Source organism: Chryseobacterium sp. P1-3 (genome assembly GCF_000738495.1).
Lineage (GTDB): Bacteria > Bacteroidota > Bacteroidia > Flavobacteriales > Weeksellaceae > Chryseobacterium > Chryseobacterium gallinarum.
The window spans coordinates 22,068-38,014 of sequence record NZ_JPEQ01000018.1; the positions used below are offsets into that span (position 1 = coordinate 22,068).

Annotated in this window: 12 protein-coding genes and 2 pseudogenes; 4 read left to right on the forward strand and 10 right to left on the reverse strand. The window is 37.8% G+C overall.

All coding sequences use genetic code 11. From position 1 onward, the window contains the following. Window positions 1-39: 39 nt before the first annotated feature. Window positions 40-1,071 (reverse strand): hypothetical protein, encoded by a 1,032-nt coding sequence (locus HX13_RS19695; RefSeq protein WP_050022472.1) that lies wholly within the window; start codon window positions 1,069-1,071, stop codon window positions 40-42. A 93-nt stretch (window positions 1,072-1,164) separates the two neighbouring features. Then, window positions 1,165-4,514 (reverse strand): annotated as a pseudogene (locus HX13_RS19700) (methylmalonyl-CoA mutase family protein). Between the two features lie 245 nt (window positions 4,515-4,759). Between HX13_RS19700 and HX13_RS19705 the strand changes: the two are divergent. Continuing rightward, window positions 4,760-5,092 (forward strand): hypothetical protein, encoded by a 333-nt coding sequence (locus tag HX13_RS19705; protein ID WP_050022485.1) that lies wholly within the window; start codon window positions 4,760-4,762, stop codon window positions 5,090-5,092. Window positions 5,093-5,133: 41 nt separating this feature from the next. Here HX13_RS19705 and HX13_RS19710 read toward each other — a convergent pair whose 3' ends face one another. Continuing rightward, window positions 5,134-6,240: a DUF3667 domain-containing protein gene (locus tag HX13_RS19710; protein ID WP_050022473.1), complete on the reverse strand. Its 1,107-nt coding sequence runs from the start codon at window positions 6,238-6,240 to the stop codon at window positions 5,134-5,136. A 341-nt stretch (window positions 6,241-6,581) separates the two neighbouring features. Here HX13_RS19710 and rplM point away from each other — a divergent pair, with 341 nt between their 5' ends. From rplM to rpsB, 3 genes and pseudogenes are all read left to right on the forward strand, one after another. Beyond that, entirely contained in the window at window positions 6,582-7,037 is a 456-nt protein-coding gene (rplM, locus tag HX13_RS19715) for a 50S ribosomal protein L13 (RefSeq protein WP_050022474.1), read from the forward strand. Window positions 7,038-7,042: 5 nt separating this feature from the next. After that, entirely contained in the window at window positions 7,043-7,429 is a 387-nt protein-coding gene (gene rpsI / locus HX13_RS19720; RefSeq protein WP_007843277.1) for a 30S ribosomal protein S9, read from the forward strand. 207 nt (window positions 7,430-7,636) lie between these two features. Then, window positions 7,637-8,399: pseudogene (gene rpsB, locus HX13_RS19725) on the forward strand (30S ribosomal protein S2). A 169-nt stretch (window positions 8,400-8,568) separates the two neighbouring features. Here the strand turns inward: rpsB and HX13_RS19730 are convergent. The 7 genes from HX13_RS19730 to HX13_RS19755 all read right to left on the reverse strand — a co-directional run bounded on the left by HX13_RS19730 (window position 8,569) and on the right by HX13_RS19755 (window position 15,921). Next, a complete protein-coding gene (locus HX13_RS19730) occupies window positions 8,569-9,006 on the reverse strand; it encodes a DUF6759 domain-containing protein (RefSeq protein ID WP_050022475.1) in 438 nt (145 codons plus the stop codon). A 98-nt stretch (window positions 9,007-9,104) separates the two neighbouring features. Then, on the reverse strand, window positions 9,105-9,479 hold the full coding sequence (locus HX13_RS24985; RefSeq protein WP_238555540.1) for a DUF6759 domain-containing protein: 375 nt from the start codon (window positions 9,477-9,479) through the stop codon (window positions 9,105-9,107). 250 nt (window positions 9,480-9,729) lie between these two features. Then, window positions 9,730-10,407: a tRNA (guanosine(46)-N7)-methyltransferase TrmB gene (gene trmB / locus HX13_RS19740; RefSeq protein ID WP_050022476.1), complete on the reverse strand. Its 678-nt coding sequence runs from the start codon at window positions 10,405-10,407 to the stop codon at window positions 9,730-9,732. A gap of 99 nt (window positions 10,408-10,506) precedes the next feature. Further along, on the reverse strand, window positions 10,507-11,046 hold the full coding sequence (locus tag HX13_RS19745; protein WP_238555541.1) for a DUF6759 domain-containing protein: 540 nt from the start codon (window positions 11,044-11,046) through the stop codon (window positions 10,507-10,509). Further along, window positions 10,991-11,281 (reverse strand): hypothetical protein, encoded by a 291-nt coding sequence (locus HX13_RS24990; protein WP_238555542.1) that lies wholly within the window; start codon window positions 11,279-11,281, stop codon window positions 10,991-10,993. Before HX13_RS24990 ends, HX13_RS19745 begins: the two co-directional genes overlap by 56 nt. Before the next feature lie 292 nt (window positions 11,282-11,573). Next, complete coding sequence (locus HX13_RS19750; protein WP_050022477.1) at window positions 11,574-12,365, reverse strand: hypothetical protein; 792 nt, start codon at window positions 12,363-12,365, stop codon at window positions 11,574-11,576. 157 nt (window positions 12,366-12,522) lie between these two features. Beyond that, entirely contained in the window at window positions 12,523-15,921 is a 3,399-nt protein-coding gene (locus tag HX13_RS19755) for a T9SS type B sorting domain-containing protein (RefSeq protein WP_050022478.1), read from the reverse strand. Between the last annotated feature and the right edge of the window lie 26 nt (window positions 15,922-15,947).

A 15,947-nucleotide genomic window follows, 5' to 3' on the forward strand; every position in this document is an offset into this window, starting at 1 on the left:
GAAACTTATCTGCGGTTTTTTGTGTTTTAGACCGGATTATTAATTTTTCACTTCTCTGACTGGGATAAACCCTCCATTTAGATAGTCTATTTTCAATTCAAATGGAGTGGCCACAGGGCCCGATGCGATTAAGCCTCCTATAATTCCGAAAAAAGCCGAAGCCAGCATTACATTTCCTGTTTTTGCGGTACTTTTGACTTTTCCTGTGAAATAGTAATCCCCGTCTCTTTTTTCAGCTTTTGCAAACAGATCATCAGCGGAAGTATAAATGTACGGTTCCCCTTTGTAGACAATGGCATAATAACCATCCTTTTTTATCTCTTTTTCTTTTCCGTCAATCGTTTCATATATTTTAATGATTTTTGGAGCCTTTCCATAGAATTTGACATTGGTAATGGCTTTTTCAGGCTGCTGATCCCTGAAAGCCTCATAATCTTTATATACACCGTCTTTCAATTCCTGGGAATTGTAAAGACTGAATTTCTGCTTTTCAATACTGTCGAAATTCTTCAGGTCAGCAAAAGAATACTGATGGATAGTACCGGCTTTTTTAGAAATATTCCGGCTGATAAAATCACTTACCATTTCACTTCCTTTTTTCATGGTGGCTTTGGTTACATCCATGGAGGAGTGATCTATTACCTGATCTATTTTATCCAGATAGGAATAAGTGCCATCGTCGTTTTTTGCAAACAGGAAGGCTTGAAAATAGCAATAGCCATGCTCACTGAATGCACCTGTGGTTTCCGCAAAATACAGTTGTTTGAGGTATATTACAATATTGCCGTCTTCTGTATTATCACCGTTGATATGATCCAGAAGCTTTTGGAATTGGTCGCTTAAATGAGTAGTGGGAACAACTCTGGCTTTTGTATTAAAGGCGCCTTTCTGGACAATTCCAAGGGAAGTAGTATCAATCCTGTTGTCGATCAATGTTATTGTTTTATAATAGCTTTTTTCTAATTTTTTATCCGGAAAACTTATGGAAAAATCTTCAGTGCGTTTTTGGGAAAAGGAAACCGAGGCTAAACATAAAGTAATTAAAAGTGAAATTCTCTTAAAGCTTTTCATGGGTAATTAATTTTGGAGTTAAATGTACAAAAAAACCTAACAGGATTCTGAATCCTGTTAGGTTTGTATTATATATCAGAAGATGAGGTGGACCTACATATTCCTTCTGTACTTACCACCTACTTCAAATAACGCATTGGTAATTTGTCCTAAAGAGCAGAACTTCACAGCATCAATCATTACCTCAAATAAGTTTTGTTGATTAATGGCTGCATGTTGTAATTTCTTCAGAGCCTCTTCAGATTTTCCTTCATTGGCTTTCTGGAAATTGTGAAGCGCTTCAATCTGGGCTTGCTTTTCTTCTTCAGTAGAACGGATAACTTCTCCCGGAAGTACAGTGGGAGAGCCATCCTTACCAAGGAAAGTATTTACTCCGATGATCGGATATTCCCCGGTATGTTTCAGCCATTCATAATGCATTGATTCTTCCTGGATCTTGGAACGCTGGTACATGGTTTCCATCGCTCCGAGAACACCTCCTCTTTCTGTGATTCTGTCGAATTCCGCATACACAGCTTCTTCTACTAAATCGGTTAATTCTTCAATAATAAAGGATCCCTGAAGAGGATTTTCGTTTTTAGCCAATCCCAATTCTTTATTGATGATCAGCTGAATGGCCATTGCCCTTCTTACGGATTGTTCGGTAGGAGTGGTAATCGCTTCATCATACGCATTGGTATGTAGTGAGTTACAGTTATCATAGATTGCATACAGCGCCTGAAGAGTGGTTCTGATATCATTGAAATCAATTTCCTGTGCATGAAGCGAACGCCCTGAAGTCTGGATGTGGTATTTCAACATCTGGCTTCTTTCGTCAGCCCCGTATTTCAGTTTCATGGCTTTTGCCCAGATTCTTCTTGCCACACGTCCGATTACTGAATATTCAGGATCAATACCATTGGAGAAGAAGAAAGACAGGTTTGGAGCGAAATCGTTGATATCCATTCCACGGCTTAAGTAATACTCTACATAAGTAAAACCATTTGCCAATGTAAATGCCAACTGGGAAACAGGATTTGCGCCTGCTTCGGCAATGTGATAACCTGAGATAGAAACCGAGTAGAAGTTTCTTACTTTTTCCTTGATAAAATATTCCTGAACATCACCCATTAATCTCAGTGCAAATTCAGTAGAAAATATACAGGTATTCTGAGCCTGGTCTTCCTTTAAAATATCAGCCTGAACAGTACCACGAACGGTAGCAATAGTTTTAGCCTTAATGTCAGCGTAAACGTCTGCCGGAACAATTTCGTCTCCTGTTAATCCTAAAAGCTGTAATCCCAATCCATCATTGGATGGTGGAAGTTCACCGTTATATTTTGGTCTTTCCAGGCCTTTGTCATCGAACTTTTCTTTAAGTTTGGCCTCAACTTTAGACTCTAACCCATTCTCTTTAATATATTTTTCAACATTCTGGTCGATGGCTGCATTCATAAAGAACGCCAATAGCATTGGAGCAGGCCCGTTGATTGTCATGGAAACGGACGTTAATGCATTCACCAGATCAAATCCTGAATAAAGCTTTTTAGCATCATCTAAAGTAGCAATGGAAACTCCCGCATTTCCGATTTTTCCGTAAATATCCGGTGGTAAAGCAGGATCCTGTCCATACAATGTTACGGAGTCAAATGCTGTAGATAAAACGTTTTGCAGGCATTTCTGCGGAAACGTAATGAAATCTTCTGTTGGTTCTTTCAGGACCACCTTCTCCTGCAAACATCCTTGTAGGGTCTTCTCCTGTTCTTTTGAACGGGTAAATCCCTGCTGTATAAGGGAAGCTTCCCGGAAGGTTTTCCTGGCCTTTCCATTTGATCAGATCTCCCCAGTCATGGTATTTTGGTAAGGCGATTTTTGGGATTCTTAAATGTGATAAAGACTCTGTTGAGGTTTCCACTTTAATCTCTTTTCCTCTTACAAAATAAGAGTAAAACTCTTCATGGAAAGCCTTTTTCGTATCGTCCCAGGTTTTCAGGAAATCAATGTTTTCTTGTTGAAGCTCTTTTTCTGCCTTTTGATATTCAGCGTCCAGGGCTTCGTTAGAAATGATATTTTTAACGCCTTCAATATGATACATTTTCCTTGCAAGTTCAGCCTGTTTTTCAACATTGGCATCATATTGCTTGTTGTTTTCAACAATTTCAGACAGGTAACGTACTCTTTTGGGAGGAATGATGGTTACTTCATCAGTAATTTCCTGCTCAACGAAAGTATTTAAATGTAAACCGGCAAATTTTTCGTTTACTTTTGAAACCAGCCTGTTATAGAGCTCTGTGGTCCCATGGTCATTGAACTGAGATGCCTTGGTAGCATATACCGGCATATCTTCCAGTTGGCTTTCCCATAAAAGGTGGTTTCTCTGGAATTGCTTTCTTACCGCCTGAAGGGCATCAAGGGCACCCCGCTTATCAGATTTGTTTAAGGCAACCAGGTCAGCATAGTCTAGCATATCGATTTTTTCCAGCTGTGTGGAAGCACCATATTCAGGAGTCATGACATACATGGAAACATCTGCGAAGTCGGAAACCTCTGAGCCCGATTGTCCGATTCCTGAAGTTTCAAGAATGATAACATCCGGATGAGCCAGCTTTAAAACATTCAGAGCAGAATGAATAAATGGTGAAACAGACACGTTATTCTCTCTTGTTGCCATAGAGCGCATGTAAACCCGAGGGTCATTAATCGCATTCATACGGATCCTGTCTCCAAGAAGGGCACCTCCCGTTTTCTTTTTTGAAGGGTCAATAGAAATGATGGCAATCTTCTTATCAGTATTGGAACGCAGAAAACGTCTTACCAGTTCATCTGTCAACGAAGACTTTCCGGCTCCTCCGGTACCCGTGATACCAATGATCGGAATATTCAGGTCTTTTGATTTTTCGTCAATCGCTTTTACCAGTTCAGGTTTTTCTTCCGAAAAGTTTTCAACCGCAGAGATGATTTGAGCAATGCTTGATGGATTCTCAAAGCTGATATTTTCCAAATCTTTAGCCGTAACATCTTTTCCGGTAGCAAAATCCGACCTTTGCACCAAATCATCAATCATTCCCTGCAAGCCTAGCTCACGTCCGTCATCCGGGGAATAGATCCTGTCAATCCCGTAAGACATCAGATCTTTAATTTCTTCCGGCAGGATAACTCCGCCGCCGCCGCCAAAAAATTTTGATTTGTGGTGAATTTTTTTCTCTTAGCAGGTCATAGATGTATTTAAAATATTCGTTGTGACCTCCCTGATATGAAGTTAGCGCAATAGCATTGGCATCTTCCTGGATTGCTGTGTTCACAACTTCTTCTGCAGATTTGTCATGTCCAAGATGGATAACTTCGCATCCTGTTCCCTGGATGACACGACGCATAATATTGATCGCAGCATCATGCCCATCGAATAATGAGGCAGCAGTTACGATTCTTACTTTGTTGGTTGGAGTATATTTTTGGGTTTCCATAAAAATTCTAGAAAGTTTCTAAGTTTTCAAATATAATAATAAAAAAAGAACCTTGCGTTTGATTTTAAATTGTTGATTATCATTGTTTTAAATGAGTTTATTTAATTATGTTTTTCCAATTTTTGTTAAAGTTTAAAAGTTCGGTAGTTGCAGAATCAAAATAACATAGGAATTTTGTTTTCAAAATGATAGATTTTAAAATTCCTCAAATTAAAATTTTTACTTTTGCACCATATTTTACAGACATGCAAAAAGCTTTGATATATTTCGCTTTGGGAACAGTAGTAAGCTTCCTTATCAATTACTTCTTTTTAAGCTCACAAAATGTCGGGCTGGATATCTATTATGCCATTGCCTTTGGAGCGGCCTGGGGAACTGCCTACTATCTGGATACTCCTCGCTTTACCTTGCCACAGAAATTGGGATTATCTTTCGTTGTCATGGGAGTTCTTGTGTTGGCAGGCAGTTTAATGTTTGACCTGAAGCTGGCTGTTCCGTCGATTTTGAAATTTTCCACGGTTTTTGTAGCCTATTATTTATTTGCGAGTTTCAGGGGAAGTAAGTCATTAAGAAAATAAAAAGAAAATGAAGCTATCAAAAAGACAGCTTCATTTTTATTTTAATGAATCATCAGGAAACTTATCAAAGCGAGCCCGACAACCAAAATCATAAAGGTAAAGAAATTAAGGGTAAATAATATTCCACCGATAATAAAGCTTACTATACCATGTGTGTGATACACACGCCGGTGGGCAATGAAGAAATAAGCTATTATATAGATCAGCAGAACACATAATAAAAGATATAAAATACTATTGAGAATACCAATATCCGTAAGGCTTGCCAGTTTTGCGATGAGAAATACAAACAGGATATTCAGTAAGAGAAACGAGAAATAATGCAGGGTAAAAATTCCATGGTCAAAATACCACCATCTTTTTTTATTGTGAAAAATCCATAAAAAGAACGCAAATAAGGGAAGATAAATGAAAAGAGCTTTTGGCAGGTTATGAAAAGATGTCTCCGACAGGCTCTTGACAATTTCAGCTTTTGTAACGCCTTTCTCTTTGAGTTCAAAAAATTTATGTGCTAAAGGCGTTTGGATAAAATCAAAAGCCGATGGATTTTTCGCTGCCGCCGAATCATAGGCTCTTCTCGTTTTATAGCCGCGATACAGGACATCCTTATCTATTTTTTCATCCATTTCAAAAGCATCTTCCAGGTCATCTATTTTAGCTGAATCCGGTAATGCTCCAAGGGTTTTGATGGTGGCAGAATCTTCTTGGGTCAATATAGCGTCAGCTTTAATGCTATCTGTTATTTTCTTCGTGTCGAGGGCCTTTATTTTCTTGAAGATGCTGGCTTTATCCGGATCCCCGTTATTTTTATTATTGTTGAAATTAATAGTTACCAAAGGAAAAAGCGCAAAAACAAAAAAGGTGATAAAGCTGACAAAAATATACAGTTTTACAGGAGGTACAAACTTTTGTCTTTTCCCTTCAAGGTAAGTTCTGGTGAGAGCACCGGGTTTAAACATCAGATTTTTCAGGGTTCCCCAGAACTGCCCGTCATAATGCGTAAAATCTTCTATAAAATGAGTGAAAAGATAATAAAAAGGTTGGCGGGTTTCAATATTTTCCTGTCCGCAATGGGGGCAATATCTTTCTTCGACCTGTTGTCCGCAGTTTAAGCAGGTTTTTTCTTCTCGAATCTTTCCGTGGCTCATGGTAAAACGTTTTGCGGCAAATATAATTATTTCGGGTTATACAATAATTATATCGATAATCTTTTCCTGGAATCTTTAAAGAAAAATTAATAAAGAAAGAGCCGAGGGAAAAACTCTTTGCTTTATCAGTTGTGTTTTTAGAATCTTCTAAACTTTTTTCATCGCTACACATTTTACAAGTTTTATGCCAAATGCTTAAAAAGTGTTAAAATCTATTAATACAACGCTCAATAAAGATTGTTATATAGATTAAATAAAATATGTTTTTGGGTTACAAAAATAATTTGTACCTTTGCACACCCTTTTAGGGGTAAATTATGTTTAATCTTTAACTAAAACGTGTGAATACATTAAGTTACAAAACTGTTTCAGCGAACAAAGCTACTGCTAATAAAGAATGGGTTGTGGTAGACGCTGAAGGACAGCCGTTAGGTAGATTAGCTTCTACGGTTGCAAAGATTTTGAGAGGTAAGCACAAAACGAATTTTACACCTCACGTAGATTGTGGTGATAACGTAATCGTTTTGAATGCTGGGAAAATTACACTTTCCGGAAACAAGTGGGCTGATAAGACTTATATCTGGCATACAGGATACCCTGGTGGACAGAAGTCTATGACTGCGGCTGAACTTCAAAAGAAAGATGCTTTAAAGGTATTGGAGAAATCTGTAAAAGGAATGTTGCCTAAAAACAGATTGGGAGCTGCTATCCTTAAAAATCTTTATTTATATGAAGGAACTGAGCACAAACATGAAGCTCAACAGCCTAAAACAATTAATGTTAACGAATTTAAATAATTAATATGTCTATAGTTCACAAAATCGGAAGAAGAAAAACTTCTGTAGCTAGAGTTTATGTGAAACCAGGTTCTGGAAACATTACAGTAAACGGTAAAGATGCTAAAGAATATTTCTCTACAGACGTAATGGTTTATAAATTAAATCAACCGTTTATCCTTTCTGAAACTGTTGGTCAGTATGACGTTACCGTAAACGTGTTCGGTGGTGGAAATACAGGTCAGGCAGAAGCTATCAGATTAGGTATTTCAAGAGCTTTATGCGAAATCAACGCTGAGTTCAGATTAGCATTAAAGCCTGCTGGTTTACTTACAAGAGACGCGAGAATGGTGGAAAGAAAGAAGCCAGGTCAGAAAAAAGCAAGAAAGAGATTCCAATTCTCAAAACGTTAAGATTTGCTGTTGGCGAATGGCTATTAGCTATTGGCTACAGAAATGTACTACATTTTATTTAAACTTAATCTCGGCGAAAAGCCTATTGTCAAAAGCAAAAAGCAAACCGCCAATTGCCCGTTACGTTTAGCATCCAAACGCTTCTCCCATCTAAAGAAGTTGTTGATTGTTTAAAAGACGGAAAGTAAACTAACAAAAACAGAAAACATGGCAAAAGCAAATGTAAAAGACCTTTTAGAGGCTGGCGTACACTTCGGTCACATGACTAGAAAGTGGAATCCAAATATGGCTCCATACATTTTTATGGAGAAAAACGGTATTCACATTGTAGACTTACATAAAACAGCAGTTAAATTGGATGAAGCGTGTAGCGCTTTAGAAAAATTAACTTCTGCAGGTAAAAAAAGTTCTTTTCGTAGCTACTAAAAAGCAAGCGAAAGAAGTAGTGGCAAAACACGCTTCTGAACTTAATATGCCTTATATTACAGAAAGATGGCCAGGAGGTATGTTAACGAACTTCGTTACGATCAGAAAGGCGGTAAAGAAGATGAACTCTATCGACAAAATGAAAAAAGACGGTACGTTCGAAACTTTATCTAAAAAAGAAAGATTACAGGTAGACAGACAAAGAGCTAACCTAGAGAAAAACTTAGGTTCTATCGCTGACATGGTGAGACTTCCGTCTGCTGTATTTGTAGTTGATATCTTAAGAGAGCACATCGCGGTAACTGAAGCTAAGAAACTTGGTATTCCGGTTTTCGGTATCGTTGATACAAACTCTGACCCTAGAAAAGTAGACTTCGTTATCCCAGGAAACGATGATGCTTCCAAGTCTATTGATATGATTCTTAGCGTAGTGTCTGAATCTATCAAAGAAGGTCAGTCTCAAAGAAAAGCTGATAAAGAAAAATCTAAAGAAGAAGGAGAAAAAGTATCTGCTGATACAGATGCTGATTTCGATGCAGAATAATTAAAGATTTTCTTTACTATAGAAAAACGCTGGGTTTCGGTCCGGCGTTTTTTATTTTTATTTGTGCTTAGTTTATTTATATTACATTAAAGAATAGAAGAGAAGGCTTCTCAGGTGTTGTTTGCTGATTAAAAAAAGATTCCGGCGGGCAAAGCCCGCCGGAATCTTTTTATTGTGAAAGACTTATATTATAAGAACTGGTTATATACTTGGTTGATTGATAGGAAGAATTGCAGAGCATTCCGGATAACCTGTAATTCTGATTCCTGGGAACCATTGCATAGCCTATTTTTCCTGCTCCGATGGGAATTTTCCTGAAGAAATTATTTCCACTTATAGTAAGCACCATATTACAGGAAGATTTATTGTTTACGGAAATAGAGGTCCTCGGATTGGAGGGATCGTCATTATTCAGAAGATCCGTAAGTACTTCAGCTGTTTCCGGTTTATAGGTCTTCATCAGCTCATTGTATTCTCTTTCTGTATTAGCAACACTACCGGAGTTACGGGCAGGATAGGAATTTCTTATCGGATAACCGCCATAATTAATCGTATTACAGCTGGTTAAGATTAATGAAATCCCGGTAAAAACTAATAGCTTTTTCATACCTATTTTATTTTTTTACTTTTCTTTTTTTCGGTTTTTTTTTACTTACAATTTCCTTTTGCACAGGTTTTTGTTCCGTTTCAGGTTGCATAGGATTATCAATCGTTACAAAGATACTTTTTTTTAATGTCTTTCAGAGAAGTGTATTTCATGTCACAGACATTACTGCTGAGGGTATAAGACCCTTTATTGATGACAACGAAGTTCTCTCCATGAGCTGGAACGGCAAGATTATAATAGTCTTTTCCTTCAACCCGGAGAACAATGTTGCAATCTGAATTATTTCTGAATAAGAGAATGGCTTCTTTACGGGTGATATCTTCATTGAACATCGCATTCAGAAGCTTTACGGTTTTCTCTTTATGCTCTGAAGTAGATTCTACAAGAAGCCGTTTAAATTCTTCCGCATCATTGGAATCAGGATTTCTCATCACATTCTTTGGAATGTCTGAGATAACAGGTCTTGCTTCCATAGGCTTGGCTGTACGGGCTCCTTTGGTCCACTCTGCATTTTTTAGGGCGATAAGTTTAGGCTTCAGAACGCTTCTTTTTGGATCATCCGGGTGGGTGTTCCTTAGGTATTCTTCAATTTCTTTGATATTTGTGCTTTTCAGAATGTCTTTGCTGCCTTTCTGAGCGTTTGTAAGGCCGGGAATTAGAAATGTGAAGAATAAAATTAAAATCGTTAAAAAATTTTTTTTTCATCAATACGGGTTTATGTCATCAGCTTATCCGGAATTTTATATAAGTAATGGTTTTTCCTTTAGCAGAAAATAATTCCTCATAATACGTTTTGATATCCCTCAGATGTGGTGTGTCCGGATCGTATTCAGGTGCTCCGTAGATGTCATGATGAGCAGTAATGATTTCATATCCTGCACCTTGTAAATAGCCCAGAGTATAGCCATGCAAAAATTCGGAATCGGTTTTTAAATGGATAATACCGCCTGGTTTCAGGAATTTTTTATACCGGTTTAGAAAATCCGGATGAGTCAATCTGTGTTTTGTCCTTTTATACTTGATTTGTGGATCCGGGAAAGTAATCCATATTTCATCGACTTCATTTTCAGCAAAAAAATAATCAACAAGCTCAATCTGTGTTCTTAAAAACGCCACATTGTTCATGTTGTTTTCTACAGCTTCCTTTGCTCCAAACCAGAATCTTGCCCCCTTAATATCAATCCCGATAAAGTTCTTTTCAGGAAATGTCTTGGCAAGTCCTACGGAATATTCTCCTTTACCACAGCCTAATTCCAGGACAATCGGGTTATCATTTTTAAAGAAATTTTCTCTCCATTTCCCTTTGAGTGCAAAGCCGCTTAAAGCCTCTTCTCTTGTAGGTTGAATTACATTCGGTAATATCTTATTTTCTGCAAATCTTGCTAATTTATTCTTGCCCATGAGTCATTTATAAAATGACTGCAAAAGTAATAAAATTTACACAGAATTGAGGTCTTTTAGCTTTAAAAGACCTATGGTGAAACTATTATATTGTTTTGATTATTGTGCTGTTGCGCTGCCTAAGGCAACCATGATTGGTTTTTGAATAGTTTTTTGTGATGCATACTGTGCTCCACATACCAAACTTGTGAAAAGGTATTGCCCTTTTTCCACTACAATTGAATTGTCTTTATGAGCCGGAACAGCAAGTCTGTATTTTGTATTCCCTACCCCTTCCATTCTTACAATGATATTACAGTCAGATTGATTCTGAATGAGGACTATGCATTCTTTGGCATTGGGATCATTATCAAATAAGGAATTAAGGATCTTAACGGTTTTGTTTTGATGTTCAATAGGGGAAACATTCATCAGCATATTGAATTCCTCTGCTTCTGCATTGGGAATAGCTGCATTGGCTGCTGTATTTACAACAAAAGTATTTTGTGCGTTGCTTGGAATATAAGTTTCCGTTGGTTTTTTGGCTGCAAGTTCAGCTTTATATTTGGCAATCTGTTTTTGCTTGATAATGGCATTCATTTCATCAAAAGTGATCTTGGTGGAAGGCCGTCTTCTTAACAAAGCCAGCATTTCCTGCATATCTTTTACCTTTTGATCTTCGGGATGAGCGTTTTTTGATGTATTCTTTCATCATTTCCATAACCCTCGGCTTTAAGACAGAACGCCGGGGATCATCGGGATGGGCGTCCCTTAGAAAAGCATTGATTTCATAGATATTGTTGCTCTTCATGATTTCACTATAGTCTTTCCCTTTTTTTTGTGCAGAAAGATTGAAAAACAGAATCGAGCCAAGGAGTAAAAGAATTTTTTTCATTAATATAGATTAAGTTAAAGATTGGTGCTTTTTCTTAATTTGTGATGGTCAATTAGTCTTTAAGTGATAACGGAATACTATAGTTTTTATTTTAAATAACTGATTATAGCATAAAATTAAATATATTTTTGAATATTAATGAAATGTATACTGTTAAAGTTGTGTTATTTACAATAACAGATATTGTTCCCAGGATGAACAAAAAAGTTCTTTTTGAGCCCAGGGTTACAATACAGATCTATACCTATTGTTTCATAGATTCTGTTTATTTATTCTTAAAAGGAAAATAAGTTTATTTGCTGACAACTTCCTGGAGATGGGAATTTCTTAACCTTCTCTGATAAATAGGAAGATATTTTTCAATCGGAACTTTTATGGCTTCAAAATTTCCAGCCAGCACATAAGGCTGAATATTTTCAGAAGTATACACGAATTGTAAGAAATTATCAATTAAATTCTCAGGAATCTTAAACTTTAAGAAGTAATCTTTTCCCAAATAATTTTTGATCTGGGCAACGGAAGAATTCATTCTTTCATAGGCTGCATAACGCTGCTTTTTCTTTCTTTCTCCTGAAAGGATATCATAAATACTCTCCAAACTAAAAGTGAGGCCTCCGTCCCTTAGCCCTGCAACCGGAAGTTCAGGTGGATTACCGTCACCTTTAGGTTCAGGAAGTCCGATAATTTTTTTGATGGCGAGTGCTTTATCTTCTTTCCGTATGGAATTGACATCATACCTGAGGTTTCCGGTAGGCTTGAATCTGCTTAGTACAATTTCCTGGATCTCGTAATAAGCAATCTTAAGCTCAACGAGATTTTTCTGATCCATCAGCTGGGGAGTAAGCTTAATGTCTTTTCTCTCCGTAACAATAGAAGTGAACCGAATAACGTCGCCCGGATTTGCCGGAATATTGAAATTACCATTGTAATCGGTAAGGACAGTTTTTTGAGTATTCAGGTTGGTCACATATACCTGATTGAGATACAAAATTGAATTGTCCCTCAGGAATACTTCTCCGGAATATATTTGGGCATTGATTTTAATCAGAAAAACCAATAACAGTAGCGTAAACAGTTTCTTCATATAATTCGGCAAAATTACATAGAAATACAGCAATTTATACCTTGTTTGATGAAGATTACGGGTTAAAGTTATATTAAACTTTGCAGTAAAGTGTTAATGAGTGTTATAAATTATTTAAAATAAGCTAATTAGCTGGAAATTATTGTTTTTTTAATGATTACCGGTGTTTTACCAACAGCCAGCTTGAGTACTTTACAGAAAGGGTAGACCCATATTCTGTCCAGCTGATAAAGTACCAGTAAGTAGCCGTAGGTACATACCTGCCTCCTATTCTGCCGTCCCAGGTGTATTTATTTTCAGGAGTTCCCCTGAAAATTTCGGCTCCATATCTGTCAAAAATTCTGAACTCAAGATTGTCATTAGCCATTAAAGCTGAATAATTAATTCCCTCATTATAACCATCGCCGTTTGGAGTGATGGTGTTGATAAGATTGATGATGGCAAACGGTTTTTTGACTTCACCACACAATTTAGAGTCTTTCACAAAAACATGATGTGCTCCTCTTGATACATTGTAGAAAATATTTGAACTCTGCCAGACCACTCCGTCCAGCGAGTATTCATAAGGGGGCGTTCCTCCGCTTACTCCGACCTTCACAGTGGTTCCGTCAATTTCAATAGAAGTGATGACAGGAAGAGGTAGCTCCGTGACATTTACATATTGCTTATAAACACATCCGTTAGAAGTCAGTTCTACCCAGTAACTTCCTACAGGAACATTGGTAATGGAAGGACTTGTGGCTCCTGTACTCCACAGATATCTGTCAAAACCGGGACCAGCATCCAATGTAGTAGTAGATTTAGGACAAATAGCCTGATCATTCAGAAGCGTGGATTTCTTGGGGATTTTAATGGTAATTTTCAGGGTTCCTACCTCCGGGCATACTCCGTTTTTCTGAAAACGGATATAATAAGTCTGGGTATTGGTAACATTCACTGCGCCACTGATAGGATTGATATTATTCTGGGCATCTGATAATGTTCCGTGAAAAGTAAAAGTAACATTCGGATCCAGGGTAAACTGAGGGATAAATTGAGCCAGATTAACTGCTTTGATTCCATCTAAGTCATCATCACATACGTCTTCGGTATCCGTTGTTTTTATCAAGGGTATTCTGGCTCCAATACTGAATTGCAGCGGTTTGATCACTGCAGGACATCCGTCAGGTGAATCTACCCTTATATAAATCGTGGTCGTTGTAGTGTAGCTCCAGTTGTTAGGAAGGGTATTGGCATTTCCTGCATTGGCATCACCAAGGGCGGCATAATATCTTACATTCGTAAAATAGGTGGGATTATTGAGGACAATAGGGGTAATATTGGCAAGGATAACAGTAACGGTTCCGTCCATATTATCATCGCAAAAAATACCATTGTAATTATCCTGTACTATTGCTTTATTATAAAGATTCAGTGTTATTTCTGCAATGCCTTTACAGCCGATACTATTTTTTACAACGGCATATACAATCGTCCCGTTAGGTGCGGAATAGGCATTTGCTGTAGTGATAAGTGCAGCCGGATTTTCGGTTTGGGCATCTAGCAATGTAGGATAGTAAGAAATAGTAACAGGAGAATAGGTGGTTACGGCTGCGGTGGTTAAATCGAATATTCCCTGGCCGTTATTATCACAGGATTTCAATATAACATTCGTAACGGTGAGGGACTGGATGCTGATATTGACAGTTACCGTTTCACAGTCCGGAAAATCAGGATCATTGCCACAGAATGTATAGGTAAAAGTATCATTGCCTATTGTACCCGGCGTATTGATGGTATAGGTAATCACTCCCGTCGCTGGATTTATAACAGCTGTTCCTAAAGAAGGTGGAGTTGTTATGGCAACCGTTGAAGGAACCGGAGTTTGTGACGAGCTGCTGAATGTGGGAGTAATCGTTTTTGTATCGCATACATTGTAGCTGGCAGTACTCAGTTTCATACAATTAACGACTTTATATTGTTCCGTTACTAAAGGTGCGCAGCTGCCCATGGTTACAGAGCAGGTATAATATCCTGGAAGGGTAGGAGTAATAGAGGATGAGGTTGCTCCGGTAAGAATGGTGCCATTCCGGTACCATTGGTAAGAATCATAAATAATAGGATCTACTGTAAGGGTAATTCCCGGAATACAATTGGTTCCCGATTTTATAATAACCGGCTGGGTGGGAAATCCGGCAAAAAAGCCTCCATATCCTACAGCATCACTTCCTGCCGTTATGCCCGCTGTAATTGCTTTGTCGGAAACTACTGTTATGGTTCCCGTTACGTTAGGAATACCATAAGTTACCCAGTTGTTGGTTCCTGTCATGTTGTAAGGGCCTGCACTAGCTAGTGGAGTTGCTCCGTTTACGGTAACTACAGCCCCTCTTTCGGTAATAAGGTTCAGTTTTGTGGGAATATTGAGCATGCCGGCAGGAACAGCATTGGAATGTACAAAATTTTCGTCGATGAACCCCAGTTCATTAATCTGCTTGGGAAGATAACAGTTAAGGGCCGGAATAAAATTGAATCCTCCGGTTGCCACTTCGTTACCGGAATTGGAATCTCCGGCCAGAAGCTGATAGACGTAGGCATTTTTAGAAGTCTTGATGTATAAATTATAATGACCTCCGCCCTGTAAGCTGTATTTTGTATCAGGGATAACGAAATATTTTCCGGCATTGATGGTGGCGACAGGTGTCAATTCGTTATTGACGTAGATCTGTGTGTTATCTTCAGTAGCAATAACTACGGCCCCTTCCATATTGGATCCGATACTTCCGTTACCTTTTACAAGAGCAAATTCACTACCCAGCCTGTCGACCGGAACTGCCTGATCCATTAAAATATCGGAACTTGAAGGATAATCACCGGCATACTGGCCGTTAAAATTTCCGTTTGTAACATTGACAGGTTTGTTTGAGGTAATTTTTGAACCGATAAAACCATCAAAATTTCCGGCAATATTTCCAATACCGTCAATGATGTAAGATTGTCCCTTATTTAAAGTGAAGGTCATTACAGGATTGGTAGTACCTGTGGTTCCGTTGGAAAATTGAACAGCAGGATTATATCCGGTAATAGTAACAGTAGTATTGTCTTCTGTTGCTAAAACGCTGGTCATGAAATTAAGAATGCTATTATTTACGGTAATAGGTGCTGAAGCAGCAAAAAAAGTTTTTCCGGTAGAGGGAATTCCTTTTGAGGTAATGATCTCCGCATGGTTGAATACAGAAAACCTCAAATTGGCATAAAAAGGAAACTCTGCCTTTAAGTATAGTCCTTTAGTGGTTGGTGTAAATAAATCAGTTTGTTGGGTGGTAATGATATAATTCCTTAAAACATCAAATTTTTGGGGATTATTTTTACTGATGTTTACCGTACCTATCAAGACATTGTTGTTATAAATATTGACGGGGAACGGTGTCGTTCTATTGGTAGATAAATAAAGTTTTTGATAAGGATTAAAACTTCCCGTCCTGTCTACCATGGGGGCAAACCAATGCTCTCTGTCTAGTTGGGCAAAAGCAAAGGTGAAAATGTAAAATATAAATAAAAAAGATAGAGTTTTTTTCATTCAGTTTCATGATTTATCACAAATTT